This is a genomic window from Streptomyces sp. NPDC087300 (assembly GCF_044744425.1).
Taxonomy (GTDB): Bacteria; Actinomycetota; Actinomycetes; order Streptomycetales; family Streptomycetaceae; genus Streptomyces.
This window is the reverse complement of record NZ_JBIUYI010000008.1, coordinates 144583-170616: the sequence shown is the minus strand read 5'-3', so window position 1 is coordinate 170616 and position 26034 is coordinate 144583. Positions and strand designations below refer to the sequence as shown.

At 70.0% G+C, this 26034-nt stretch carries 25 protein-coding genes; 4 read left to right on the top strand and 21 right to left on the bottom strand.

What is annotated here, in order from left to right:
- Positions 1-217 precede the first annotated feature (217 nt).
- Positions 218-1390 carry an LLM class flavin-dependent oxidoreductase gene (locus ACIO9J_RS31580; RefSeq protein ID WP_402007152.1) on the top strand — a complete coding sequence of 391 codons (1173 nt, stop codon included), beginning with the start codon at positions 218-220 and terminating at the stop codon, positions 1388-1390.
- An 84-nt stretch (positions 1391-1474) separates the two neighbouring features.
- Here the strand turns inward: ACIO9J_RS31580 and ACIO9J_RS31575 are convergent, their stop codons facing one another.
- The 12 genes from ACIO9J_RS31575 to ACIO9J_RS31520 form a co-directional block, all read right to left on the bottom strand.
- Positions 1475-4285: a DEAD/DEAH box helicase gene (locus tag ACIO9J_RS31575; protein ID WP_402007150.1), complete on the bottom strand. Its 2811-nt coding sequence runs from the start codon at positions 4283-4285 to the stop codon at positions 1475-1477.
- 195 nt (positions 4286-4480) lie between these two features.
- Positions 4481-5371 carry a diacylglycerol kinase gene (locus tag ACIO9J_RS31570; protein ID WP_402007148.1) on the bottom strand — a complete coding sequence of 297 codons (891 nt, stop codon included), beginning with the start codon at positions 5369-5371 and terminating at the stop codon, positions 4481-4483.
- 40 nt (positions 5372-5411) lie between these two features.
- Positions 5412-6308 (bottom strand): twin-arginine translocase subunit TatC, encoded by an 897-nt coding sequence (gene tatC, locus ACIO9J_RS31565; protein WP_402007690.1) that lies wholly within the window; start codon positions 6306-6308, stop codon positions 5412-5414.
- A 92-nt stretch (positions 6309-6400) separates the two neighbouring features.
- Positions 6401-6685: a Sec-independent protein translocase subunit TatA gene (gene tatA, locus ACIO9J_RS31560; protein WP_402007146.1), complete on the bottom strand. Its 285-nt coding sequence runs from the start codon at positions 6683-6685 to the stop codon at positions 6401-6403.
- Between the two features lie 208 nt (positions 6686-6893).
- Positions 6894-7091, bottom strand: coding sequence for a hypothetical protein (locus ACIO9J_RS31555; protein ID WP_402007144.1), 198 nt, complete (start codon positions 7089-7091; stop codon positions 6894-6896).
- Positions 7092-7100: 9 nt separating this feature from the next.
- Positions 7101-7361: a hypothetical protein gene (locus ACIO9J_RS31550; RefSeq protein WP_402007688.1), complete on the bottom strand. Its 261-nt coding sequence runs from the start codon at positions 7359-7361 to the stop codon at positions 7101-7103.
- Between the two features lie 11 nt (positions 7362-7372).
- On the bottom strand, positions 7373-8386 hold the full coding sequence (locus ACIO9J_RS31545; protein WP_402007142.1) for a helix-turn-helix transcriptional regulator: 1014 nt from the start codon (positions 8384-8386) through the stop codon (positions 7373-7375).
- Positions 8387-8404: 18 nt separating this feature from the next.
- The gene (locus ACIO9J_RS31540; protein WP_402007140.1) at positions 8405-9367 is read right to left on the bottom strand and encodes a helix-turn-helix transcriptional regulator; all 963 of its coding nucleotides are present in this window, start codon (positions 9365-9367) and stop codon (positions 8405-8407) included.
- Positions 9368-9504: 137 nt separating this feature from the next.
- The gene (locus ACIO9J_RS31535; protein WP_402007138.1) at positions 9505-9879 is read right to left on the bottom strand and encodes an FKBP-type peptidyl-prolyl cis-trans isomerase; all 375 of its coding nucleotides are present in this window, start codon (positions 9877-9879) and stop codon (positions 9505-9507) included.
- A 58-nt stretch (positions 9880-9937) separates the two neighbouring features.
- Positions 9938-10936, bottom strand: a complete 999-nt coding sequence (locus tag ACIO9J_RS31530) for an FKBP-type peptidyl-prolyl cis-trans isomerase (RefSeq protein WP_402007136.1) — start codon at positions 10934-10936, stop codon at positions 9938-9940.
- Between the two features lie 139 nt (positions 10937-11075).
- Positions 11076-12437, bottom strand: a complete 1362-nt coding sequence (gene pafA, locus ACIO9J_RS31525; RefSeq protein WP_055550703.1) for a Pup--protein ligase — start codon at positions 12435-12437, stop codon at positions 11076-11078.
- 9 nt (positions 12438-12446) lie between these two features.
- Positions 12447-13706: an MFS transporter gene (locus tag ACIO9J_RS31520; RefSeq protein WP_402007133.1), complete on the bottom strand. Its 1260-nt coding sequence runs from the start codon at positions 13704-13706 to the stop codon at positions 12447-12449.
- Between the two features lie 69 nt (positions 13707-13775).
- Here ACIO9J_RS31520 and ACIO9J_RS31515 point away from each other — a divergent pair, with 69 nt between their 5' ends.
- A complete protein-coding gene (locus ACIO9J_RS31515) occupies positions 13776-14861 on the top strand; it encodes a LacI family DNA-binding transcriptional regulator (RefSeq protein ID WP_402007131.1) in 1086 nt (361 codons plus the stop codon).
- A 101-nt stretch (positions 14862-14962) separates the two neighbouring features.
- Here the strand turns inward: ACIO9J_RS31515 and prcA are convergent, their stop codons facing one another.
- From prcA to arc, 6 genes are all read right to left on the bottom strand, one after another.
- Positions 14963-15718 carry a proteasome subunit alpha gene (gene prcA / locus ACIO9J_RS31510; protein WP_402007129.1) on the bottom strand — a complete coding sequence of 252 codons (756 nt, stop codon included), beginning with the start codon at positions 15716-15718 and terminating at the stop codon, positions 14963-14965.
- 53 nt (positions 15719-15771) lie between these two features.
- On the bottom strand, positions 15772-16617 hold the full coding sequence (gene prcB, locus ACIO9J_RS31505; RefSeq protein WP_402007127.1) for a proteasome subunit beta: 846 nt from the start codon (positions 16615-16617) through the stop codon (positions 15772-15774).
- Positions 16569-17174 carry an endonuclease VII domain-containing protein gene (locus tag ACIO9J_RS31500; RefSeq protein WP_402007125.1) on the bottom strand — a complete coding sequence of 202 codons (606 nt, stop codon included), beginning with the start codon at positions 17172-17174 and terminating at the stop codon, positions 16569-16571. The genes prcB and ACIO9J_RS31500 overlap by 49 nt, the downstream gene beginning before the upstream one ends.
- A 5-nt stretch (positions 17175-17179) precedes the next feature.
- Positions 17180-17398, bottom strand: coding sequence for a ubiquitin-like protein Pup (locus ACIO9J_RS31495; protein ID WP_098241441.1), 219 nt, complete (start codon positions 17396-17398; stop codon positions 17180-17182).
- A gap of 119 nt (positions 17399-17517) precedes the next feature.
- Positions 17518-19029 carry a depupylase/deamidase Dop gene (gene dop / locus ACIO9J_RS31490; protein WP_402007122.1) on the bottom strand — a complete coding sequence of 504 codons (1512 nt, stop codon included), beginning with the start codon at positions 19027-19029 and terminating at the stop codon, positions 17518-17520.
- 213 nt (positions 19030-19242) lie between these two features.
- Positions 19243-21009 (bottom strand): proteasome ATPase, encoded by a 1767-nt coding sequence (gene arc / locus ACIO9J_RS31485; protein WP_402007120.1) that lies wholly within the window; start codon positions 21007-21009, stop codon positions 19243-19245.
- Positions 21010-21263: 254 nt separating this feature from the next.
- On the opposite strand from arc, the gene ACIO9J_RS31480 reads away from it, so the two are divergent.
- A complete protein-coding gene (locus ACIO9J_RS31480) occupies positions 21264-21578 on the top strand; it encodes a ferredoxin (protein ID WP_055555581.1) in 315 nt (104 codons plus the stop codon).
- Between the two features lie 19 nt (positions 21579-21597).
- Here ACIO9J_RS31480 and ACIO9J_RS31475 read toward each other — a convergent pair whose 3' ends face one another.
- The 3 genes from ACIO9J_RS31475 to ACIO9J_RS31465 all read right to left on the bottom strand — a co-directional run bounded on the left by ACIO9J_RS31475 (position 21598) and on the right by ACIO9J_RS31465 (position 25020).
- Positions 21598-22176: a hypothetical protein gene (locus ACIO9J_RS31475; RefSeq protein WP_402007117.1), complete on the bottom strand. Its 579-nt coding sequence runs from the start codon at positions 22174-22176 to the stop codon at positions 21598-21600.
- 215 nt (positions 22177-22391) lie between these two features.
- Positions 22392-23294, bottom strand: coding sequence for a tRNA (adenine-N1)-methyltransferase (locus ACIO9J_RS31470; RefSeq protein WP_402007115.1), 903 nt, complete (start codon positions 23292-23294; stop codon positions 22392-22394).
- Positions 23295-23352: 58 nt separating this feature from the next.
- Positions 23353-25020, bottom strand: a complete 1668-nt coding sequence (locus ACIO9J_RS31465; RefSeq protein WP_402007113.1) for a site-2 protease family protein — start codon at positions 25018-25020, stop codon at positions 23353-23355.
- Positions 25021-25149: 129 nt separating this feature from the next.
- On the opposite strand from ACIO9J_RS31465, the gene ACIO9J_RS31460 reads away from it, so the two are divergent.
- Positions 25150-26031 carry a RecB family exonuclease gene (locus tag ACIO9J_RS31460; RefSeq protein ID WP_402007111.1) on the top strand — a complete coding sequence of 294 codons (882 nt, stop codon included), beginning with the start codon at positions 25150-25152 and terminating at the stop codon, positions 26029-26031.
- Positions 26032-26034: the final 3 nt, after the last annotated feature.

Below are 26034 nucleotides of genomic sequence, written 5' to 3'. Positions count from 1 at the left end.
GCGGGAATGGACCGCGTCGCACGGCGGTTGACGCTCCGTATGGACGACTGCTCCGCCGCGCGCCTGCGCCGTCAGCCGCGGCTGGTGACCCGCGACCACATCGACTTCGGTCGCGTGTGGTCCGCGGCGTGTTGTTGACGGTTCCGCCTCGACCTCAACGACCAGACGCCACAGTCCGGTTCATCGCAGCCGGAGCAGCAGGAGATGAGGCTTCGCCATGCCCGTCGAGTTCCTCGGCATCGCCGCCACCAACGAAGGATCCGAAGTGACCGCGCGTTCCGGCGCGTCCTTCGACAAGGAGTACACCCTCAGGCTCGCCAGGGCCCACGAGGACCACGGCTGGGACCGGGTCCTGTTCGCCTACGGGTCCGGCTCCCCCGACCCCTCCCCCGCCGCCGCCTACATCGCGGCCCGCACCGACCGGCTCCAGATCCTGGTCGCGCACCGGCCCAACGTCTCGTACCCGACGTTCGCCGCGAAGACCTTCGCGACCCTCGACCGGATCAGCGAGGGGCGCCTCGCGGTGCACTTCATCACCGGCGGCAACGACCACGAGCAGCAGCGCGAGGGCGACTTCCTCACCAAGGACGAGCGGTACGCCCGCACCCGTGAGGCCATCCAGATCATCAAGAAGGCCTGGACGTCGCACGACCCCTTCGACCACGAGGGCGCGCACTACCGCTTCCGCGACTTCGTCAGCGACACCTTCCCGGTCCAACAGCCGCACCCACCCGTCTCGTTCGGTGGCTCCTCGCCCGCCGCGTACGCCGCGGGCGGCGCCGAGGCGGACATCTACTGCCTGTGGGGCGAGCCCCTCGCGCAGACCGCCGAGCAGATCGAGTCGGTGAAGGCGGCGGCGAAGGCCGCGGGGCGCACCGACGTGCCGAGGATCCAGGTGGCGTTCCGCCCGATCATCGCGCCGACCGAGGAACTGGCCTGGGAGAAGGCGTACGCGACCCTCGACCGGATCAAGGCCCGCAAGGCGGGCGCCCCGCTCTCCCGGCGCCACCCGTCGGGCGAGCCGCAGAACGCGGGCTCGCGGCGGCTCCTCGCGGCGGCCGCGGCCGGCGAGCGGTACGACCGCGCGCTCTGGACGCCGACCGCCGCGGAGACCGGCGGCGCGGGCAACTCGACGGCCCTGGTGGGCACTCCGGAGACGGTCGCGCAGGCCCTGCTCGACTACTACGACCTGGGCGTGGACATCCTCTCCGCCCGCGGCTACGACCTCCTGGACGACGCGATCGACTTCGGCCGCCAGGTGATCCCGCTCGTGCGCGAGGAGGTGGCGAGGCGGGAGCGCCGCGGAGAGGCGCGGGGAACCGCGCGCCCGGCCACGACGAACCCGCAGCCGCCGGCCAACACGACGGAGCCCGCCCCGCAGAGCGCTTGAGTCCTCAACTGGACGCCCAGCCGCATCCGCAGGCCGGATGTGGCTGGGCGCGCGGTTCCCCGCGCCCCTGACGGGGCGCCCCGATCAGCCCACGGAGCTGTACGCCACGACTCCCCGCAGCAGCAGATCGACCGCCTTGCGCGCGTTCTTCGCGACCGTGCTGTCCTCGCGCGGCGCCGCCGCGGCGATCTGGCCGAGGACGTCGATGACCTGCTTGCACCATCGCACGAAGTCACCGGCCGGCATCTCCGCCTCGCGCAGGACCTCGTCGAGGCCCTTGTCGTTGGCCCACATGTACGCCGCCCAGGCGAAGCCCAGGTCCGGCTCGCGCTGCCCGACGCCCTCGGTCTGGCTGATCTTGAAGTCTTCCTCGAGACCGTCGAGGCGGCCCCAGATCCGCACCATCTCGCCGAGCGCCGCCTTCGCCGCACCGGACGGCAGCTTGGGCGCGAGCGCGTCGTCACCGACGCGCGCCTCGTACACCAACGCCGAGACGCACGCGGCCAGTTCGGCGGGGCTGAGCCCCTCCCAGACCCCGGCGCGCAGGCACTCGCTGGCGAGCAGGTCCAGCTCTCCGTAGAGCCGGGCGAGCCGCTTGCCGTGCTCGGTGACCTCGTTGCCCCGCAGGTAGTCGAGCTCGGTGAGCAGGGCGACGATGCGGTCGAAGGTGCGGGCGATGGTGTTCGTCCGCCCCTCGATGCGCCGCTCCAGCTGCGAGGTGTCGCGCTTGAGGCGGTGGTAACGCTCCGCCCAGCGCGCGTGGTCCTCGCGCTCGTCGCACCCGTGGCAGGGGTGTGCGCGCAGCTCCGTGCGCAGCCGGGCGATCTCCTGGTCGTCCGCGGCCGCCGCGCGTCCCTTGCGGTGCCGGTCGGGGACGATGTGCCCGGCCTTGGTGCGCAGCGCGGACGCCAGGTCCCGACGGGACTGCGGCGAGCGGGCGTTGAAGGACTTCGGGATGCGCATCCGCTCCAGGGCCTCGACGGGCACCGGGAAGTCCATCGCGGCGAGCCGCTTGACCTGCCGCTCGGCGGTGAGCACCAGCGGCCGGGGCCCGTCCACGTGGTCGAAGCCCCGGTGGCCGTTGGTCCGCCCGGCGGGCAGGCCCGGGTCGAGCACGAGCGCGAGGCCCGCGTACTTCCCCGTGGGGACGTGGATGACGTCGCCCGGCTTGAGCTTCTCCAGGGCGGCGGCGGCCGCCACCCTGCGCTGCGCGGCGCCCTGCTTGGCCAGCTCGGTCTCGCGGTCCTTGAGGTCGCGGCGCAGTCGCGCGTACTCGTCGAAGTCGCCCAAGTGGCAGGTCATGGAGGCCTTGTAGCCCTCCAGGCCCTCCTCGTTCTTCTGCACCTGGCGGGAGATCCCGACGACCGACTTGTCGGCCTGGAACTGCGCGAAGGACGTCTCCAGGAGCTCGCGCGAGCGGTGCCGCCCGAACTGCTCGACCAGGTTCACCGCCATGTTGTACGACGGCTTGAAGCTGGAGCGCAGCGGGTACGTGCGCGTGCCGGCGAGCCCGGCCAGGTGCTCGGGGCTCATGGCGCGCTGCCACAGGACCACCGCATGGCCCTCGACGTCGATGCCCCGGCGGCCCGCACGGCCCGTCAACTGGGTGTACTCACCGGGGGTGATGTCGGCGTGCTGCTCGCCGTTCCACTTGACGAGCTTCTCCAGGACCACGCTGCGCGCGGGCATGTTGATGCCGAGCGCGAGCGTCTCGGTGGCGAAGACGGCCTTGACCAGGCCGTGCACGAAGAGCTCCTCGACGACCTCCTTGAAGGAGGGCAGCATGCCCGCGTGGTGCGCCGCGATGCCGCGCTCCAGGCCCTCGAGCCATTCGTAGTACCCGAGGACGTGGAGGTCCTCGTTCGGGATCGAGGCGGTGCGCTCCTCGACGATCTCGCGGACCTTCATCCGCGCCTCGTCGTCGTTCAGCCTGAGGCCCGCGTACAGACACTGCTGGACGGCGGCCTCGCAGGCGGCGCGGCTGAAGATGAACGTGATGGCGGGCAACAGGCCCTCGGAGTCGAGCCGTTCGATGACCTCGGGGCGGCCCGGCGTCCAGATCCGTGAGCGCTGTCGGCGCTCGCGCTCGCGGTCGGCCTCGCGGACCATCTTGCCCTTGCGGCGGTCGCGCGGGTTGTACGAACGGCTGGCCTCCATCCGCGCCATGCGCGTGAGGTCGGGGTTGACCGCCTTCTTGTGGCCCTCGCCCTCCTCGAAGAGGTCGTACATCCGACGGCCCGCCAGCACGTGCTGGAAGAGCGGCACGGGCCGGTGCTCGGAGACGATCACCTCGGTGTCGCCGCGCACGGTGTCCAGCCAGTCGCCGAACTCCTCGGCGTTGGACACCGTGGCCGACAGGGAGACGAGCGTGACCGACTCCTGGAGGTGGATGATCACTTCCTCCCAGACGGCGCCCCGGAAGCGGTCGGAGAGGTAGTGCACCTCGTCCATGACCACGTACCCGAGGTTGAGCAGCGACTGCGAGCCCGAATACAGCATGTTCCGCAGGACCTCGGTGGTCATGACGACCACCGGCGCATCGGAGTTGACGCTGTTGTCCCCGGTGAGCAGGCCCACCTTGTCCGAGCCGTACCGCTTGGCGAGGTCGGCGTACTTCTGGTTGGAGAGCGCCTTGATGGGCGTGGTGTAGAAGCACTTCTTGCCCTGCAGAAGGGCGAGGTGCACGGCGAATTCGCCGACGATCGTCTTGCCCGAGCCCGTGGGGGCGGCGACGAGCACGCCCTTGCCCGCCTCGAGCGCCTGGCAGGCCTCGATCTGGAAGGGGTCGAGGCCGAATTCGTACATCTCGCGGAAGGACGCGAGTGCGGTGGCCTGCTCGACAGCGCGCTTGCGCGCCGCCGCGTACCGCTCGGCCGGTGAGAGGTCCTCTGTCATCGTGCTTTCGAGACTACCGGCCAGCACTGACAACGGACGATCATTATTCGAAGGGAGCGGGAAACGGCAGCTCACGGCGTGCGCGGCGGGGTGGAGCGCGGCGCGCGGGACGCGCCGGACGGCATCATCCGGCCACGGCCCACCGTGCCCCCGCCGGCACGGCGGGCTCTCCGTGCACAGTGGTTGTCCGCCGCCTCAGGGCGCCAGGATCCGCACCGCCCCCGGTACGCACTCGGCGGTCAGCGGCAGCGCGCCGAGCGGCTCCCCGTCCGCGTATCCGGTGATGTCGGGCGCGGCGAGCTCGACCTTCGCGGCCCGGTACACGGTGACCTTGGGATGGTCGAGGTGGGTGCCCTTGTAGACGCGCGGGAAGACCTTCAGGAGCGTCGTGCGGCTGCAGTCCCCCACCACCGTGATGTCGAAGAGCCCGTCGCTCATGTCGGCCCCGGCGCAGATCCGCATGCCGCCGCCGTACGACGACCCGTTGCCGACCGCGACCAGCGTGGCCTCGACCTCGTGGACCTCCCCGTCGTCCAGGGTGATGCGGTACGGGACGGTCGTGAACGCGGCGAGTTCGGCGATCATCGCGAGGTCGTACTTGAAGCGCCCGGTGGGCCACCGCATCCGGTTGCCGCGGTCGTTGACCCGCGAGTCGAAGCCGGAGGCGAGCACGGTCCCGAACCAGGTCCCGCCGACCCGCCCCAGGTCGACGTCGCGGGTGCGTGCCCCCTTGAGCGCCTCGGCCACCACCTCCCCCGCGGCGGCGGGCTCGCGCACCGGCAGGCCGAGCGCCCTGGCGAAGTCGTTCCCGGTGCCCACGGCGATCACGCCGAGCGGGGTGCGCGTCCCTGCGACGGCTTGCAGGGCGAGGCTCGCCATGCCGTCCCCGCCGACGGCTATCAGCGCCCCGGTACCGCCGTCGACGGCCTCTCGGGCCCTGCGCAGCGCGTCGGGGGCGTCCTCCCCGATGACCGTGCGTACGGAGAAGCCGCGGGCCCGCAACGCGGAAGCGGCCGGCTGCGCTGCGTGAGCGCCCCGGCCGCGGCCCGCGGTGGGATTGACGAAGAGGGTGATCTCGCTGGTCACGGGCGGACACTACAAGGTCGGGTCGCTTCGCAGGAACCGTTTACGTCACGTCGTCGAAGCCGTTCACGCGCTGATCGGACCGTCCGGAGCCCGCCTGCTCGGGCAGCGCCCTGGGCGGCCGCACCGATTCGACCTGGTCGATCGGCTCGGGCGTCAGGTCCAGATCGGACGCCTCGTCGTCGTCGAGCTCGGCGTCGGGGTTCTTGCGCGCCCGTCGTTTGTCGTTCACGAGCGAGAAGGCGACGGCGATGAAGTACAGGACGACGATCGGTCCCGCGAGGGCCATCATGCCGAACGGGTCGGTGGTCGGCGTCGCGACCGCGCCGAAGATGAACACGCCCATGACGACACCGCGCCACCAGCCCGCCATCCGCCGACCGGTCACCATGCCCGTCAGGTTCATCATGATCAGGATCAGTGGCAGCTCGAAGGCCGCGCCGAAGATCAGGATCATCCGGACCGTGAAGTCGAGGATCTTGTCCATCGGCAGGATGTTCGCCGAGCCGTCGGGCGTGATCCCGAGCAGCACGCGCACGCTGATGGGCAGGATCGTGTAGGCGAGCAGCGCGCCACCCGCGAACAGCGGGACGGCGGCGGACACGAAGGCGTACGTGTACTTGCGCTCGCTCTTGTGCAGTCCGGGCGCGATGAACGCCCACAGCTGGTACAGCCAGATCGGGCTGGCGATGATGATGCCCGCCATGACGCTGACCTTCACCGTGGTGGTGAACGGCGAGAGCAGGTCGGTGTAGGCGACGACGGCGCACTCGCCGCCCTTGCTCTCCAGGCCGCCGTCAGGACAGCGCGGCACCGGGGAAGCGAGGAACTTCATCAGTTCTTCGCTGTAGTACGCGGCGGCGATCGACACGATCGCGATCGCCAGCATGCCCTTGGCGAGCCGGTTGCGGAGCTCGCGCAGGTGCTCCGCGAGGGGCATCCGCCCCTCGGGGTCCTTCTCCTTCTTGCGGGCAGACTTGAGCAACCCACGTCCTCATCTCGTGCGGCAGGCCGGTCGTCACCGACCTTGGATCAGCGCTGCGTCGTACGGTCGGTCGGCTCGGTGACCGGGCGCGAGCTGCTCACGTCACCGGGGGCCGCCTGGATGGTGCGCTGCTGGACGGCGGGGTCGCTCGGCGGGTCGGCCGGCGCGGCCTCGTCCTTCTTGCCTTCGGACTTCATGGCCTTGGCCTCGCTCTTGAGGATGCGGGCCGACTTGCCGAGGGAGCGCGCCATGTCGGGCAGCTTCTTGGCTCCGAACAGCAGGACGATGACGACGAGGATGAGAATGATCTCGGTGGGGCCGAGCCTACCCATAGCTGTATACCTTCTTCACCGAGGCGACAGGAGTCTGGTTTGCGCGCAGACCGGACATTCATCCGACCTCCGCACTGGCAGCGATCGTAACCCCCCGGGGTAAACGCTCGGCAATCCCCGCGCATACTCCGAGTACGGCCCCCGCCTCGATCCCGGGCCGCCTTCGCAGCGTACCCGCCCTCCCTGGGGAGTTGACAGGTCGCGGAGGCTAAAGGGCCTCTCCGCCCGCACGGGCCACACCGGCCGCCGCCCGCTCCAGGTCCTCGGCGGCTCTGTTGATCTTCTGTGTGGTCTCACTCACCTGACGTCCGAGGCGCTGTGCCTCCACGAACACCTTGACCGCCAGTACGCCGAGGACGGCGAGACCCAAGAAGCCCGCCCCGATCGCGAGCATCGCCCAGAACATGCGCCGAGCCTAGACGGTCGAGTGCAGACGCAGTGTCCGCACCCCGCCGCCGGTGAGGAGCTCGACGATCCGCTCGCCCGCGGGCTTGCGGACCGCGGCCCCGCACTCGGGGCAGGTGAAGGAGTAGAAGGTGGTGCGGCGGCTGCCGCCGATCGCCAGGCGCAGCGCCCCCGCGGAGAGCTCGAAGCGGGCGCGGCAGTCGGGGCACGCGGCGGTGAAGAGGACCGGGGAGGGCTTCGGCTGCGCCGGCACTCCCGGCAGTCCGGACATGGTCGGTGTGCTCAACGCCCTTGCTCCTGCCCGTCGCGCTCGTCGCGCTCGCTGTGCTCGTCGTGCCGGGTGAAGTCCTGCTCGTACGCCTCAAGGGCCTCGCGCGCCGCCTGTCGCGCGCTGTCGGCGAGCTGCGCGGGCGACACGATCCGTCCGTCGCCGCCGAGCCGCAGCGCGAGCCTGCGCAGCGAGGTGGGATCGGGGGTGCGCAGCGTGATCCGCAGACCGCCGTCGGGCAGCTCGTCGGCGCTGTCGTGCGGGTAGTACTCGGCGACCCAGCGCCCGCCGGGGCCGACCTCGACGACCACCTCGGGGTCTTCGGCGGCGGGCTGCACCAGGCCCTCGGAGAGATCGCGCAGCTCCACCTCGGGCGGCGCCGAGGGCTCGTCGAGGATCTTGATCTCGGCGACCCGGTCGAGCCGGAAGGTGCGGCGCGCCTCGGAGCGGCGGCACCACGCCTCCACGTACGTGTGGCCGACGCTCACCAGCCGGATCGGGTCGATCTCGCGCTCGGTCAGCTCGTCGCGGGCGGGTGAGTAGTAGCGGATCCAGAGCCTGCGCCGCTCGGAGATCGCCCGGTCGACGTCGGCGAAGACACCGCCCTCGGACTCGAAGGTCACCGAGAGCCGGGAGCTGGCACCGGCCGCCTCACCGGCCGCTGTCTCCAGCTTGGCGGTGGCGCGCAGCAGCGCGAGCCGGTCGCTCTCGCGCAGTCCGGGCAGCGTCGCCACCGCGCGGGCGGCCACGAGCAGCGCGGTCGCCTCGTCGGCGGCGAGCCGCAGCGGCGCCGCGACGTCGTCCGGGTTGTGCCACCAGATGCGGTCGCCGTCGGTGTCGATGTCGAGCAGGTCGCCGCCGCGGAAGCTGGTGCCGCACAGCGGCAGTACGTCGAGGTCGGAGATCAGTTCGTCCGGGGTGATGCCGAAGGCGCGGGCGACGTCCCCCACGTGGGCGCCGGGGCGCTCGCGCAGATAGGTCACGAGCGACAGCATCCGCCGGGTCTGGTCGATGGCGTTCGAGGCCATGGTCTTTCCGTTCCCCCCTCAGCCCTTGGCCACGGCGCGCAGCCGGTCCATGACGTCGGCCCGCAGCTCGGCGGGCTCAAGGACCACCACGTCGGGCCCGAACTCCACCAGCCAGGCATCGAGCCCATGGCCGTACGGAATCTCCAACTCGTCCCACCCCTCGCCGCGTTCCCGCACCGCGACCGCCTTGGCGCGCAGCGGGTAGCCCGCGCCCTTGCGCAGCCGGATCAGGGCGGTGCGGTCGGCAGTCTCCCCCGCCCAGCTCGCGACGGTCTCGCGGACCGTGACGACGTCGGGGACGTCGGCGGTGTACTTCCCGGCACGGGCGCGGACCTTGCCGGTGATCCGGGAGAGCCGGAAGACGCGCTCGGCACCCCGGTCCCTGTCCCAGCCCGCGAGGTACCAGTGGCCGCGCCAGCATTCGAGGGCCCAGGGCTCGACGTGGCGCTGCTCGGGGCGGGCCGCGGTGGCCTTGCGGTAGTCGAAGACGACCGGGCGGCGGTCGCGGCAGGCCAGCATCAGCGGCTCGAAGGACGCGTCGTGCGCGGGGATGCGCGGCTCCAGGGCGCCGTGCGCCTCGTAGGGGTCGACGTCCTCGGGCAGTCCCGCGGCACGCAGCTTCTGCAGGGCGCCGCTGGCCGCTCCGGCGAGCCTGGCCTGCTGCCAGACCTTGGCGGCCAGGCCGAGGGCGGCGGCCTCCTCGGCGTCGATGGTGATGGGCGGCAGCCGGTTGCTGTCCCTGCGGGCCAGATAACCGACCTCACCGTCGAGGTTCTCCACTGTCTCGATGACCAGGCCGAGCTCGCGGAGGTCGTCCTTGTCCCGCTCGAACATCCGGTTGAAGGAGTCCTCCGAGCCCGGCCCGAAGGCCTCGACGTACGCCTCGATGGAATCGCGCAGCTCGCGCTTGCTGAGCGGTCGCCGGGTCCCGAGCAGACACAGCGCCAGATTCATCAGCCGCTCGGCCTTGGCAATGGCCATCGACGCCCTTTCTCGGCCTTACAACAGACAGTGCTTCCAACCGATGACCGTACCGCCCCGGGGTGTCGTGGCAAAAGCCAAGGGTCCATGCCAGACAGGCATGGACCCTTGACGGACAGATCAGGTCACAGACGTCCTCAGACGGAGACCAGGTCGCAGACGAAGATCAGCGTCTCGCCCGGGGCGATGCGGCCGCCACCGGCGCCGCGGTCGCCGTACGCGAGGTGGGCCGGGATGGTCAGCTCGCGCCGGCCACCGACCTTCATGCCCTGCACGCCCTGGTCCCAGCCGGAGATGACCTGGCCGGCGCCCAGCTGGAACTCCAGCGGGTTGCCGCGATTCCAGCTCGCGTCGAACTCCTCGCCGGTGCTGAAGGCCACGCCCACGTAGTGGACCTTGACGAAGTCGCCCGCCTTCGCGACCGCCCCGTCACCCTCCCAGATGTCCTTGACCTGCAGCTCGGCCGGCGGCTCGCCGACGGGGAAGTCGACCTCGGGCTTGTCAATGCTCACGAAAATGCTCCTGCTTGATACGAAAGGTCAGCGCGGACAGTCTTACATCCCCGGCGGGTCAGGACTTCGCGAGGATGTCCACGGTGAAGACCAGCGTGGAGTCCTTCTTGATGGGGCTGCCCTGCGGGGGCTTGTCGCCGTAGCCCAGCTTCGGGGGGATGACGATCAGGACGCGGCTGCCGATCTTCTTGCCGGTCAGGCCCTGCGCCCAGCCCTTGACGACCTGCGCCAGCTGGAACTGCGCGAGCTGGCCCCTCTTGTACGAGGAGTCGAACTCCTTGCCGTCCGCCCAGAGCACGCCCTCGTACTGGCACAGGAGACTGTCGGTCTCCTTGATCACGTCACCGTCGCCCTCGAGGATGTAAGAGGAGACGAGCTTCGTCGGGGCGTCGGTCTTCGGGATGTCGATCGAAGGGGCCTTGCCGTCGGTGTTGGTGCCGACCTTGGGCAGGTCCTTGTTCGACTGCGCGACCTCCTTGCCCTTCGCCGAGCTCTTGCCGTTGAAGGTGCCGACGAGGTCGACGACGAACACCAGGGTGTCCGAGCCCTTGATGCCCGCCTGCTGGTTGCCCTGCTCGCCGTAACCCATCTTCGGCGGGATGGCGAGCTCCACGCGGCTGTCCAGCTTCTTGCCGACCAGGGCCTGGTCCCAGCCGGGGATGACCTGGCCGGTGCCGATCGGGAAGACCGTCGGGTTGCCGCGGTCGTAGGAGTTGTCGAAGACCTTGGCCGTGGCCCAGATCTGACCGAGGTAGTGGGCCTGCAAGTAGTCGCCCTTGGCGACCTCCTTGCCCTTGCCCTCGATCAGGGTCTTCACGGCGAGGTCGGACGACGGCTTGCCGGAACCCTTGGCGACGGTCGGCTTCTCGCCGAACTTGTCGCCCTTCGTGATCTCGGGCACCGGCCCGTCGACGATCTTCGCCGTCGGCGCGGCCGACGGGGAGTTGGTCGGGCTGTCGCTGGTCTTGGACTTGGCCTTGTCGGCCTTGTCGTCGCCACAGCCTGCCAGCGTGAGCAGGCCGGCCGGGACGGCAAGAAGAAGTGAGCGTCGGCGCACGGTGGGGGCCTCGTATCGGTCGATCTTGTGGGTTGGCGTGCGCGCAACTCTACGGCGTGAGAAGGGCGCCGTACGAGGAACGTACGGCGCCCGTGTTGCGTTCCCAGCACGCAACTGCCCTCACAGGGGCCCCACCGGCTCACATGCCGGCGATGAGCTTCTCCACCCGGTCGTCGACCGACCGGAAGGGGTCCTTGCACAACACGGTGCGCTGCGCCTGGTCGTTGAGCTTGAGGTGCACCCAGTCGACCGTGAAGTCACGGCGCTGTTCCTGGGCGCGCCGGATGAAGTCGCCGCGCAGCCTCGCGCGTGTCGTCTGCGGCGGCACCGACTTGCCCTCGAAGATCTTCAAGTCGTTGCAGATGCGGGCGGCTTGGCCCTTCCTCTCCAGGAGGTAGTACAGCCCTCGGCGACGGTGGATGTCGTGGTAGGCGAGGTCTATCTGCGCGACCCTCGGGTGCGACATGGTCATGTTGTTCTTCGCCCGGTACCGCTCGATGAGCTTGTACTTCATGACCCAGTCGATCTCGGTGCCGATCCGGTCGAGGTCCTCGGCCTCGATCGCGTCGAGCGTGCGGCCCCAGAGTTCGAGGACCTGTTCGACGGTGCCGGTGCGGATGCCCCTGCGGTCGACGAAGTCCACGGCCTTCTCGTAGTACTCGCGCTGCACTTCGAGTGCCGAGGCCTCGCGGCCGCTGGCCAGGCGCACCTTGCGGCGGCCCGTGATGTCGTGGCTGACCTCGCGGATCGCCCTGATCGGGTTCTCCAGGGTGAGGTCACGCATGACGGTGCCCGCCTCGATCATGCGCAGCACGAGGTCGGTGGCGCCGACCTTCAGGAGCATGGTCGTCTCGGACATGTTCGAGTCGCCGACGATGACGTGCAGCCTGCGGTAGCGCTCGGCGTCGGCGTGCGGTTCGTCGCGGGTGTTGATGATCGGCCGGGAGCGGGTCGTCGCGGACGACACGCCCTCCCAGATGTGCTCGGCTCGCTGGCTCACGCAGTACACGGCGCCGCGCGGAGTCTGCAGCACCTTGCCCGCGCCGCAGAGCAGCTGCCGCGTGACGAGGAACGGAATGAGGATGTCCGCGAGCCGGGAGAACTCTCCGTGACGGGCCACCAGATAGTTCTCGTGGCAACCGTAGGAGTTTCCCGCCGAGTCGGTGTTGTTCTTGAAGAGATAGACGTCGCCCGCGATTCCCTCCTCGTGCAGGCGGCGTTCGGCGTCGACGAGCAGGCCTTCCAGAATGCGCTCGCCTGCTTTGTCGTGGGTGACCAGCTCGGTCACGTTGTCACATTCGGGTGTTGCGTATTCCGGATGTGATCCCACGTCAAGATAGAGGCGGGCGCCGTTCCGCAGAAAGACGTTGCTGCTGCGGCCCCATGACACAACACGGCGGAAGAGGTAGCGCGCCACCTCGTCAGGCGACAGGCGGCGCTGTCCCCTGAACGTGCACGTGACGCCGTACTCGTTCTCCAGCCCGAAAATGCGGCGGTCCATGACTGAACATTACGCCTGATGCCCGGCGCTGAAACCGGGTTCGACGGCGCCGTTTCGATCATTTTCCGATGAACCCGCAACGACCGCCGATTCCACGGGCACGACGAGCGCCCGCGCCGTGGCCAGCAGCACGAGCAGAGCGGCCGCGCCCGCGAGCCCCGGCACGGCGAATCCCCACACCGTCCCGCCCCACTCGACGACCGGCCCCGCGGCGGCCGTTCCCAGCGAGGCGCCGACCGTGAACGTGGTCACGAGCCAGGAGAACGCCTCGGTGACGGTGCCCCGGGGCGCGTGCCGGTCGACGATGATGAAGGAGCACGCGAGCGCGGGCGCCAGGAACACCCCCGCCAGCGCGGCGAGCGCCGTCATGGCGACCGGGCCCGGCGTCAGCGTCAACGGCCAGTAGCAGAGGGCCAGCAGCGCGACGAGGGCGTTCAGCCGCCTCTCCGGGACCCCCGCCCACTGGCGCGCCCCGTACACCGAGCCGCCGATCAGGGCGCCGAGACCGAGGGCCGCCATCAGCCAGCCGTACACCCCGTCGCCGCCGTGCGCGTCCGCGTACGACACGCCGGCCACGGTGATGGAGCCGAGGGCCATCCCGACGAAGAGGAACGCGCCGAGGATCGCGAGCAGTCCGGGCGAGCGGAGCGCGCCGAGCCAGTGCGCCTCGCGGGGCGCCGAACGCCACGCGCGCGAGGGCGCCGACACCACTACGGAGAGGGCGCCGAGCACACCGATGGCGTTGACGACGAGCAGTGCGGCCTGCTCCGACCAGAGCGCCACACAGCCGGTCACCAGCAACGGTCCGACGGTGAACATGACTTCCTGGGCGATGGCGTCCATCGCGTACGCCGTGTGGACCTGCTCCTCCTTGCCCAGCACGCTCGGCCACAGCGCCCGCAGGCCGCCCTCCAGCGGTGGCGTGAAGAGACCGGCGACGGCCACCGAGACATAGGCGAGGGCCAGCCGGTCGGGCCCGGTGAAGGCGAAGGCCGCCATGCCGAGGGCCGAGACGAGCGCGGCGGGCAGCTGCACCCGCGGCTGGCCGTGCAGGTCGACGAGGCGCCCGAGCAGCGGCTGCCCGATGGCGTTGGCCACGCCGTACACCGCGGCGAGCGCGCCGGCCAGGCTGTAGGTGCCGCCCTCGGCCCGGATGAAGAGGACGATCGCGATCGCGGCCGTGGCGTTGGGCAGCCTGCCCACCAGTGTGCCGGCGAGCAGCCGTGTCGCGTGTCTGGTCCTGAGGATCTCCGCGTATCCCGCCGCCATGCTCTCCTGCCCCTCCCCCGCGCCGCCACGGCCGAGGTTTTACGTATAACTTCGAGCGTCATACGTACCATGAGCGCAGTCCGTGGGTCCACCCGATTCCGCCTCGCGGGCACGACCTGGGAGGTGTCCGTGGCCGGGCCACAGCAGGAAACCGGGGCACCGCGCCCCACGAGCCGCGACGTCGCACGCGCCGCGGGAGTGTCCCAGGCCACCGTCTCGCTGGTGCTCGGCGACAAATGGCGCGGCCGGGTCGCCGAACCCACCGCCGACCGCGTCAGAGCCGCCGCCCGCACCCTCGGCTACCGCCCCAACCTCGCCGCCCGCAACCTCCGCCTCGGCAGGACGAGGACGGCCCTGCTCGTCGTGCCCGCGCTGACCAACGAGTTCTTCGCCCGGCTCTACACCGGCACCGCCCGCGTCGCCGCCGAACACGGCTTCGGCGTACTGCTCTACCCCTCCCCCGACGGCATCGGCCCGGCCCGCGACCCCTTCGCATCGGCCCGCGCCTCCCTGGACGGCATCCTCGCCTCGTCCATGGCCTCCGACGTCCTCGACGGCATCCGCGGCGACGGCCTGCCCCTGGTCATGCTCGACAGCGACCCCGCCGACAGCCTCGGCGCCGCCACCGTCAACCTCGACATCGCCGACGGCATGCGCCTGGCCACCGAACATCTGCTGGCCCTCGGCCACCGCGACATCCTGCACTTCGCCGCCGACGTCGACTCCTGGACCTTCGACGTGCGCGCCGACGCCCTCGCCAAGACCCTGCACGGCACGGACACCGCCGTACGCAAGGCCGCCGCACCCCTGACCATCGAGGCCGCCCGCACCGCCGCCGAAGCCGCCCTGTCCGCCCCGGGCCCCCGCCCCACCGCGGTCATCTGCGACGACGACATCCTCGCCGCCGGCCTCTGCAAGGCCGCGCGCCGACTCGGCCTGCGCGTCCCCGAAGACCTCTCCGTCACCGGCTTCGACGATCTGACCCTGGCGACCGCGGTCGAACCCGAGCTGACCACCGTCCATCTGCCCGCCGAACTGTTCGGGGAGCGCGCCATGCGCTCCCTGCTCGACGTGCTCGAAGGGCGCGCCCCCGAACCGGCCCCGCTCCCCGTCCACCTGGTGGTCCGCGGCTCGACCGGCCCCGCACCCCGCTGAGCACGTCCGCAATCCGCCGGGGCCCCGCACACACGCGTACGCCCCGCGCCCCGGCCCGAAGGCCGGCACACGGGGCGACGGGGCTTACGAAAGACCGCGCCCTACTCGTCCTCGGCGTCCGCCTCGGGCTCGGTATCCGTGGGAGCGTCCGTCGAGCCGCCCTCCTCCAGGAGGCGGGAGAGCTGACGGCCCACGATCCGCTTGAACTTCCGCTGCTGCGGACGCGTCCGGTCCAGAACGGCCACCTCAAGGCGCTCCGCGGGGATCTCCCGCTCGCTTCCGTTGGTGTCGCGGGACAGCGACTGCACCGCGAGCTTGAGCGCCTCGGCGAGCGTCATCCCGTCCTGGTGACGCTGGTCGAGGTAGGTGCTGATCTGCTCGGCGTTGCCACCGACCGCGACCGAGCCGTGCTCGTCCACGATCGAACCGTCGTGCGGCAGGCGGTAGATCTGATCGCCGTCCGGCGTGGCGCCGACCTCGGCGACCACCAGCTCGACCTCGTACGGCTTCTCCGCGTTGCTGGAGAAGATCGTGCCGAGCGTCTGGGCATAGACGTTGGCGAGCCCACGGGCCGTCACATCGTCACGGTCGTAGGTATATCCACGGAGGTCGGCATAGCGCACGCCGCCGATCCGCAGATTCTCGTACTCGTTGTACTTGCCGGCGGCCGCGAAGCCGATCCGGTCATAGATCTCGCTGAACTTGTGCAGCGCACGGGACGGGTTCTCGCCGACGAACACGATGCCGTCGGCATACTGCATCACGACAAGGCTTCGGCCGCGGGCGATGCCCTTGCGGGCGTATTCCGCCCGGTCGGCCATGGCCTGCTGGGGTGAGACATAGAACGGCGTCGACACCGGATCCGTCCCTTTCTGTCAAAAAACTTCAGTCAGTGGCGAATTCGGAGCGATCAGAGCAGCGCGGCACGCGGGCCGTCGGGCTGTTCCATCCGCTTCTCCAGGATCGAGCGCGCGATCGCCGAGGACTCCTCCTCCGTCAGCCGCCGGAAACCCTCGTCGGAGATCACGGTGACGATGGGGAAGATCCGGCGGGCCATGTCGGGACCACCGGTCGCCGAGTCGTCGTCGGCCGCGTCGTACAACGCCTGGATGACCAGGGTCGTCGCCTGCTCCTCCGTCAGAGCGTCGTGGTAGAGCTTCTTCATCGCACCGCGCGCGAAGACCGAACCCGAACCGGTCGCCGCGAAGCCGTGCTCCTCCGAACGCCCGCCCGTGACGTCGTACGAGAAGATGCGCCCCTTCTCGCGGTCCACGTCGTACCCCGCGAAGAGCGGCACCACGGCGAGGCCCTGCATGGCCATGCCGAGATTGCTCCGGATCATCGTCGAGAGGCGATTCGCCTTGCCCTCCAGGGAGAGCGTGGCACCCTCCACCTTCTCGAAGTGCTCCAGCTCCAACTGGAAGAGCTTGACCATCTCCACGGCGAGACCCGCCGTGCCCGCGATGCCCACCGCCGAGTACTCGTCGGCAGGGAACACCTTCTCGATGTCGCGCTGCGCGATGACGTTGCCCATGGTCGCCCGCCGGTCACCGGCGAGGACGACTCCGCCGGGGAAGGTGACGGCCACGATGGTCGTGCCGTGCGGCGCCTCGATGACGCCCTGGGTGGGCGGCAGTTGGCGGTTGCCGGGCAGAATCTCAGGCTGATGCTCGGACAGGAAGTCCATGAAGGACGACGAACCAGGCGTCAGGAAGGCAGCTGGTAGACGCCCGGTGCTACGAGGATTGGCTTCCACGAGTTTCCTTCCAGGTAAGCGGTGGCTCGGCGGGTCTTGTCAGGGTCGTCCCCCAACTTGCCGATCCCTGAATTGCAGTTGAAGCACAGTACGCCACGGACCTTACCCGTCTCGTGGCAATGATCCACATGGACTGCGGGGGCACTGAGACAGATCACGCAGAGCCCCTTCTGAGAGGCGATCAGCTCGTCGCGCTGGGCTTCGGTCATGCCGTACTGACGCTTGAGGTGGCCCGCACGGCCTTGGACAGCCCGACACGCCTTGCAGCGCGTCGAGAGGCCGTCGGAGGCGGTCGCGTTGCGGTGCCACTCGCCGTGGGGCTTGATCTCGCCACAGACGCGGCAGAGCTTGTGCCCCTCCGGCACCTCGACCGCCTCACGCACGGTCTCGCCCATCGCCGCCCTACGGCGGCGGTAGTGCGCGGCGCTGTACGCCGCCACGCACTCCCGGCAGCGCGGCTGAAGGCCGTCACGCCGATTCCGGTCGGCAGCAAAGCAAGCCGTCGCCAGCGTCCGCTCACAGCCTGCGCAGTACTTCCCGACCTCTGAATCGGACATATCGCCTATTGCCCACCTTTTTGCACGAAACTCCGCACGAAGTCCTCGGCATTCTCCTCGAGGACATCGTCGATCTCGTCCAGGACGGAGTCCACGTCGTCGCTCAGCTTCTCCTGGCGCTCCTTGAGGTCCTCGGAGCCCTGTGCGTCCTGCGTCTGCTCCTCGGTCTCCTCGGTGGAGCGCGTCGCCTTCTGCTGCCCGCCGCCGGTGTCCTTGGTCGCCATCTACCTCACCCCGCTCGGTTAGACGTTCTTGATCAGACCCTACAAGCGCGGTCTGACATTGGCCCCTTACTTCCACAACGTCCGGGGACCACCTGGATGATTCCCACGCTCCGGACCTTTCAGCCCCCGGACAGCACCCGTACCAGGTCCTCCGCCGTACGGCAGCGGTCCAGGAGTTCCTTGACGTGGTTCCTCGTGCCGCGCAGGGGCTCCAGCGTGGGTACCCGTTGCAGCGAGTCACGGCCCGGCAGGTCGAAGATGACCGAGTCCCAGGAGGCCGCGGCCACGTCGTCCGCGTACTGCTCCAGGCAGCGCCCGCGGAAGTACGCGCGCGTGTCCTCCGGCGGCTTGCTCCTGGCCCGCTCGACGTCCACCTCGTCCAGGAGCCGCTTCATCTTGCCCCGGGCCACCAGGCGGTTGTACAGGCCCTTCTCGGCCCGTACGTCGGCGTACTGGAGGTCGACCAGGTGGAGCCGCGCGGCGTCCCAGTCGAGGCCGTCACGGCGGCGGTAGCCCTCCATGAGCTCCCGCTTGGCGACCCAGTCCAGCTCTCCGGAGAGGCTCATCGGATCGCTCTCCAGGCGCCCGAGGACGTCCTCCCAGCGGGCGAGCACGTCCTTGGTCTGCTCGTCCGCGTCGGCCCCGTAGCGCTCCTCGACGTACTTGCGGGCCAGCTCGAAGTACTCCATCTGGAGCTGGACCGCGGTCAGTGAGCGGCCGCTGCGGAGCGTGACCAGGTGCTTGAGCGTGGGGTCGTGCGAGACCTGGTGCAGGGTGCGCACCGGCTGGTCGACCGCGAGATCCACCGCGATGAAGCCGTCCTCGATCATCGCGAGGACGAGCGAGGTGGTGCCCAGCTTGAGGTACGTCGAGATCTCGGAGAGGTTGGCGTCCCCGATGATCACGTGCAGCCTGCGGTACTTCTCGGCGTCCGAGTGCGGTTCGTCGCGGGTGTTGATGATGGGCCGCTTGAGTGTCGTCTCGAGCCCGACCTCGACCTCGAAGTAGTCCGCGCGCTGGCTCAGCTGGAAGCCGTGTTCGTGGCCGTCCTGGCCGATGCCCACGCGGCCCGCGCCGGTGACGACCTGCCGGGAGACGAAGAACGGCGTCAGGTGCCGCACGATGTCCGAGAAGGGGGTCTCCCGCTTCATCAGGTAGTTCTCGTGCGTGCCGTAGGAGGCGCCCTTGTTGTCGGTGTTGTTCTTGTAGAGGTGGATCGGCTGGGCGCCGGGGAGCTGTGCCGCGCGCTCGGCCGCCTCGGCCATGATGCGTTCGCCGGCCTTGTCCCACAGGACGGCGTCCCAGGGGTTGGTGATCTCCGGCGAGCTGTACTCGGGGTGTGCGTGGTCGACGTACAGGCGTGCGCCATTGGTCAGGATGACGTTGGCGAGGCCGATGTCCTCGTCGGTCAGCTGGCTGGCGTCGGCGGCCTCGCGGGCGAGGTCGAAACCCCGCGCGTCCCGGAGCGGGTTCTCCTCCTCGAAGTCCCAGCGGGCGCGTCGCGCCCGGTGCATCGCCGCGGCATAGGCGTTGACGATCTGGGACGAGGTGAGCATGGCATTGGCGTTGGGGTGGCCGGGGACGGAGATGCCGTACTCCGTCTCGATGCCCATTACTCGCCGTACGGTCATGCGGCCCTCCTTGCCCGGCGGCGCTCCCCTTCGGGAACGGCGCTCAAGTACCGCTGGTTCTCCGGTGCGTGTGCGGTGCCCGTCCCCGCACTGCGCGACTCGGCGGTACCGAAGAGCCTAGAACGCCTTTGCGCTGGTGGGGAGATCATTGCTGTCATTGAAAAACAGACGGCTGCGGGTACCCGTGAAGGACACCCGCAGCCGCCCTGGGTTCTACAGGTACTGACCGGTGTTGGCCACCGTGTCGATGGAGCGTCCGGTGTCCGCGCCCTGCTTTCCGGTGACAAGGGTGCGGATGTACACGATCCGCTCGCCCTTCTTTCCGGAGATCCTGGCCCAGTCGTCGGGGTTGGTGGTGTTGGGCAGGTCCTCGTTCTCCTTGAACTCGTCGATGCAAGCCTGGAGGAGGTGAGCGACCCTGAGGCCCTTCTGGTTCGCCTCGAGGAAGGCCTTGATGGCCATCTTCTTGGCGCGGCCCACGATGTTCTCGATCATGGCGCCGGAGTTGAAGTCCTTGAAGTACAGGACTTCCTTGTCGCCGTTGGCGTACGTGACCTCGAGGAAGCGGTTCTCCTCGGACTCCGCGTACATCTGCTCGACGACGGACTGGATCATGCCGTGCACCGTGGCGCGCCGGTCGGCGCTGTGCTCGGCGAGATCGTCCGCGTGCAGCGGGAGCCGCTCGGTGAGGTACTTGGCGAAGATGTCCTTCGCCGCCTCGGCGTCCGGGCGCTCGATCTTGATCTTCACGTCGAGTCGTCCGGGCCGCAGGATCGCGGGGTCGATCATGTCCTCGCGGTTGGAGGCGCCGATGACGATGACGTTCTCCAGGCCTTCCACGCCGTCGATCTCGGCGAGCAGCTGCGGGACGATGGTGTTCTCCACGTCCGAGCTGACACCGGATCCGCGGGTGCGGAAGAGGGATTCCATCTCGTCGAAGAAGACGATGACGGGGGTGCCCTCGCTCGCCTTCTCCCGGGCACGCTGGAAGACCAGGCGGATGTGGCGCTCGGTCTCACCGACGTACTTGTTGAGGAGCTCGGGGCCCTTGATGTTGAGGAAGTAGCTCTTCCCCGCGGGTTGCCCGGTCACCTCGGCGACCTTCTTGGCAAGGGAGTTGGCGACGGCCTTCGCGATGAGCGTCTTGCCGCAGCCGGGGGGCCCGTACAGCAGCACGCCCTTGGGCGGCCGCAGTTCGTGCTCCTTGAAGAGGTCGGGGTAGAGGTAAGGAAGCTCCACCGCGTCCCTGATCATCTCGATCTGACCGCCGAGGCCGCCGATCTTCTCGTAGCTGATGTCGGGGACCTCTTCGAGGACGAGCTCCTCGACCTCGCTCTTGGGAACGACCTCGTAGACATAGCCGGAGCGCGGTTCGAGCAGGAGGGCGTCGCCGGGGCGGATGGTGACGTCGAGGAGGGGTTCGGCGAGCCGCACCACCCGTTCTTCGTCGGTGTGTCCGACCACCAGGGCTCGATCGCCGTCCTCGAGGATCTCCTTGAGGGTGACGATGTCGCCGACGCTCTCGTACTCCATGGCCTCGACCACGTTGAGCGCTTCGTTGAGCATTACTTCCTGGCCGCGCCTGAGCTCTTCGAGCTCCACGCTGGGGCTGACGTTCACCCGGAGCTTGCGGCCCCCGGTGAAGATGTCCGCCGTGCCGTCCTCGTTCGCCTCGAGGAAGACACCGAAGCCGGCCGGTGGCTGTGCGAGCCGGTCGACTTCCTCCTTGAGGGCCACGATCTGGTCGCGGGCCTCACGGAGCGTGTTGGCGAGCCGCTCGTTCTGCGCGGACACGCCGGCCAGGTTGGTCTGCAGCTCGACGATCCGCTCTTCGAGAATCCTCGTATGACGCGGAGAGTCGGCGAGCTTGCGTCGCAGGACGGCGATTTCCTGCTCGAGATAGGCAACCTGTCCGGCGGGGTCCTCAGACCCTCGCCCGGGCCGGATGCCGCGGTTGATGTCGTCGTCGTGGGCTGCCACGGTCCTCACCTCCTCCAAGGGGAGCTGGACGCTTCCAGACCCTACCTGGGTGGGTGTCGATTGAAACCCCTAGATCACAAAGACGATGGGGGTGTGTCCGATCTTCACCCTTGCGCTCTCCCTCACGTCAGGGGAATACCCACCCAACAACATCGGAAAGCGGGCGGTTGTATCGTCGAAGTGTTCAACACCCGTCAGGGCTGGCCCGACTTGCGCATGCGTGGGCCCGCCCGGCGCAGCAAACGGCAGGAGAGATGACCGTGCGGCACGACGCCGAGACCGGCAGTGAGGGCCACGATCTGCTGGAGGTCTGGATCGACCAGGACCTCTGCACCGGAGACGGCATCTGTGCGCAGTACGCGCCCGAGGTCTTCGAGCTGGACATCGACGGGCTGGCCTATGTAAAGAGCGGCGACGACGAGCTGTTGCAGGCCCCGGGGGCCACAACGCCCGTGCCGCTGCCGCTCCTGCGGGACGTCGTGGACTCGGCGAAGGAGTGTCCCGGGGACTGCATTCACGTGCGCCGCGTTTCGGACAGCGTCGAGGTCTACGGGCCCGACGCGGAGTGACCCGCCGCCCGCCGGGGCGTCAGACGCTGCGCGCCTCGGCGGGATCTGTTCGCTCGAACGTGCCGTCGTTCCATCGCCACTTGGCCTTGTCCTCGCGGTCGGGGCAGCAGCGGGGGACGTCCGGCGAGGAGTAGCCGAGCAGGGTGGCGGTGACCGCGCCGCCGCGGACGGCGAAGTCCATGACGTTGAGCCGGTCCTTCGGGTCGACGAGCGTGGCGACCACGCGGGGCTTGCCCGCCCCGGCCCTGGTGATCACGTAGACCCCGTCGGGCGGGGTGCCCGAGCCTGCTTGGCAGTGCACGACCGCGACGGTTTCCGGCCTGCCGTCCCCGTCGAGGTCCCCCGATGCCTTCTTCTTGACGACGGGTTCGACGGTGCCGCACTCCAGGGGGAAGTCCACGGCGCCCGCGTCGGGCGCGGGTGCGGGGGCCGCGGCGGCTCTGCTGTGCGGCTTCGGACCGGTCGGTGCGGCGTTCGCCGGGTCAGGCTGGAGGACCGCCGAGCCGGCGATGACGGCGGCCAGGGCGGCCGCGGTGGCCAGCCAGTGGATGGGGCGCGCGGAGGTGTGTGCCAGTTCCGGGACGGCGGGGTGCTGCACGAGGAAGTGTCTCCTGTGAGGGCTGTGCCGGTGGGGGAGGTGGCCAGCATCGTGCCATACCTCACAGTGAGGTGGAACACCGGGGTCCGGTGGGTCGGACGATTCCTCTGATACGCCGCTGGTGTCCTGTCAACGAAACGGCGCCGCCGCCGAGTTCCCTGGTCGGTCAGGGAACTCGGCGGCGGCGCCTGCTTTTTGGGGGTCGGCCCGCGCGGTCAGCGCGGCGAGCCGCCGTCGGCGTTCGGGCCGTCGTAGTCCTCGCCGTACGCGCCCTTGGCGGGGCGGCGGCGGCGCATGGGCGGCTCGACGCCGTCCGCGAGCCTGCGGGCGGTCAGCAGGAAGCCGGTGTGGCCGATCATCCGGTGGTCGGGGCGGACGGCGAGGCCCTCCACGTGCCAGTTGCGGATCATCGACTCCCACGAGGTGGGCTCGTTGAAGCAGCCGATCTCGCGGATGGACTCGACGGTGCGGGCGAGCTGGGTGGTCGTGGCCACGTAGCAGCACAGGATGCCGCCGGGGACGAGCGCCTTCTTGACGACGTCCAGGCACTCCCAGGGGGCCAGCATGTCGAGGATGACGCGGTCGACGTCACCGTCGGTCAGGTTGTCCTGGAGGTCGCCAACGGTCAGCTGCCAGGCCGGGTGCGGGCCACCGAAGTAGCGCTCCACGTTGCCCTTGGCGATCTCGGCGAAGTCCTCGCGGCGCTCGTACGAGTGCAGCATGCCCTCGTCGCCGATGGCGCGCAGCAGGAAGCTGCTGAGCGAGCCGGAGCCCACGCCCGCCTCGACGACGCGCGCGCCGGGGAAGATGTCGGCGAAGGCCAGGATCTGCCCCGCGTCCTTGGGGTAGACCACGGCGGCGCCGCGGGGCATGGACAGGACGTAGTCGGGGAGCAGGGGTCGCAGCGCCAGGTAGGCGACGTTTCCCGTGGTACGGACAACACTGCCCTCGGGAGCGCCGATCAGCTCGTCGTGGGGGAAGGAACCCTTGTGGGTGTGGAAATTCTTCCCGGCCTCGAGCGTGAACGTGTAGTGGCGTCCCTTGGGGTCGGTGAGCTGGACCTGGTCCCCGACCTTGAAGGGCCCGCGACGGCGGGCGGCACCGGTCGGTTCGGACATGTGACCAGCCTACCGGCCGCGGCGCGGCCCGCGGACCACGGGCGCGTGGGGCGGGCGGTCAGCTGGGCCGTGCCATCGCCTTGACGAAGGCGCGCTCCACGTCCGCGGCGGACAGCACTCCGAAGATCTCGCCGGAGTCCTCGACGACCAGGTACTCGGTGGCGGGGGTGGCCCGCAGGGTGTCCAGGAGTTCCTCCCCCGCCAGCTCGGCGGAGACCCGCATGCCCTCGGTGATGTCCTGGGCGAGGCCGCTGACGGTGACCCAGGGGCGGCGGTGTTCGGGCACGGAGACGATGGCGGCCTCGCGGACGACGGACAGCGGGTCGCCGTCGGGGTCGACCACGACGAGGGCGCGGGCCCCGGCGTCGTTGGCCCTGCGCAGCGCTTCGGAGAGCGGGGTGTCGCCCTCGACCGGCACGGCGCGGCGGGTCAGGGTGCGGGCCCGCAGCTCGGGCAGGTGTTCGCGCAGCCGGGCCATGCGCAGGCTGTTCCCCGCGCCGGTCCAGATGATCGCGGCGAGGATCGCGGCGAGCAGCGCGTCGGTGACGGTGTCCATGCCGCCGATGTCCTGGGGCTCGCCGCCGAGCGCACCGGACTGGTTGAGCAGGGGCAGGCCGATCAGTACGGAGACGGCGAGGGCGCGGCCGACCCAGGCGGCGGCGACGGTGCCGCTCATCGGCTTGCCGGTGATCTTCCAGACGACGGCGCGCAGCATGCGGCCGCCGTCCAGGGGGAGGCCCGGCAGCAGGTTGAAGGCGGCCACGATGAGGTTGGAGATCATCAGGCCGGCGAGGAGGACGCCGGGGACGGTGCCCGGTTCGACGGCGCGCATGCCCGCGTAGAAGACGCCGGCGAGCACCAGGGACAGGAGCGGGCCCACGAAGGCGAGGACGAACTCGCGGCCGGGGGTCTCGGACTCCTTCTCGATCTCCGAGACGCCGCCGAAGAACTGGAGCTGGATGCGGCGCACGGGCAGCTTGAAGCGCAGGGCCGCGACGGTGTGGGCCAGTTCGTGGACGAGTACGGAGGCGTAGAAGGCGACGGCGAAGAAGAGGGAGACGAGGTAGCGGGCGCCGCCGAGCTCGGGCAGGACGCGGTCGAGCTGGCCGCCGAAGACCCAGGTGATCAGGGCGGCGACGAGGAACCAGCTGGGCGCGACGTAGACGGGGACGCCGAAGGGCCTGCCCATGAGCAGTCCGCCGCCGGGGCCGCGCCGCGCCTTGGTGGGCGGTGTCCCCTTGCCCGCGGCCGGGCCGTGGGTGGCGTGGGCGCGCTCGGGGCCGGAGTCGTCGGGGGCGGCCTTGGCGGGCTCGGGCGGCGCCTTGGTCAGGCGGTCGCGCACCGGGGCTTCCCGGACCTCGCGGGCGTCACCGGCTTCACGGGTCTCGTGACCCTCCCGGACCTCGTGAGTCTCGTGGCCCTCGCGGACCTCGCGGATCTCGTGGTCCTCCTGGACCTCAGGGGTCTCGTGAACCTCCTGGACCTCATGGGTCTCGCGGGGCTCCCGAGTCTCAGGCGTGTCCTGGGTCTCGTTCGGCGTCCTGGTCGCGTGGCCGGTCTCCGGGGTCTCGTCTCTGGGTACCGGCGCGGGTCCTACCGCCTCGTCGTGCCGGGGCCGCGCCGTGTCGACCGGGTGCGCCGGCTCCGCGGAGCCGTTCGTTCCGCCCGGCCGCCGGTCCTCGGCGCCGTCGGACTGCGGCCTGCCGCTCCCGCCGCTTTCGTCCACGATGTCCCCTCGTTCGAAGCGTCCCTCGCCCCGGTACGGCGCGGTTACCCGCACGATCATGCAGGGCGAGAGGGTCTGCCGTCGATGGTATGCGGCTGTTGTCAGTGGCGGGTCGTAGGGTCTGTCCTCATGGAAACCAGCACCGACGGTGCCGCGGCGGCCGTGCGCCCGGCGTCCTTGTCTCCCTCGCGGGCGGGTGACTTCATGCAGTGCCCGCTGCTCTACCGGTTCCGGGTGATCGACAAGCTGCCCGAGAAGCCGAGCGAGGCGGCGACCCGGGGCACCCTGGTGCACGCGGTGCTTGAGCGGCTCTTCGACGCGCCGGCCGGTGAGCGCACCGCGCCGCGCGCCAAGTCGCTCATCCCCGGTCAGTGGGACCGGCTGCGCGAGGCGAAGCCGGAGCTGACCGAGCTGTTCGCGGACGATCCGGAGGGCGAGCGCATGGCGCGCTGGCTCGCCGACGCGGAGAAGCTCGTCGAGCGCTGGTTCACCCTGGAGGACCCCACCCGCCTGGAGCCCGCCGAGCGCGAGCTGTTCGTGCAGGCCGAGCTGGAGTCGGGCCTGAAGCTGCGCGGCATCATCGACCGGGTGGACGTGGCCCCTTCGGGTGAGGTCCGCATCGTCGACTACAAGACGGGCAAGGCCCCGCGTCCGGAGTACGCGGAGGGCGCCCTCTTCCAGATGAAGTTCTACGCACTGGTGGTGTGGCGCCTGAAGGGTGTCGTGCCGCGCCGTCTCCAGCTGGTCTACCTGGGCAGCGGCGACGTGATCACGTACGACCCGGTGGTGGCCGATCTGGAGCGGGTCGAGCGCAAGCTGCTCGCGCTCTGGGAGGCGATCGAGCTCGCCACGGAGACGGGGAACTGGCGGCCGCGGCCCACGAAATTGTGCGGTTGGTGTGACCATCAGGCGGTCTGTCCGGAATTCGGGGGGACTCCCCCGCCGTATCCCCTTCCGGTGAGGGTGCCCGAGTCCGCCGAGGCCGAGCAGGGCAGAATGGGCCCGGCCTAGCGA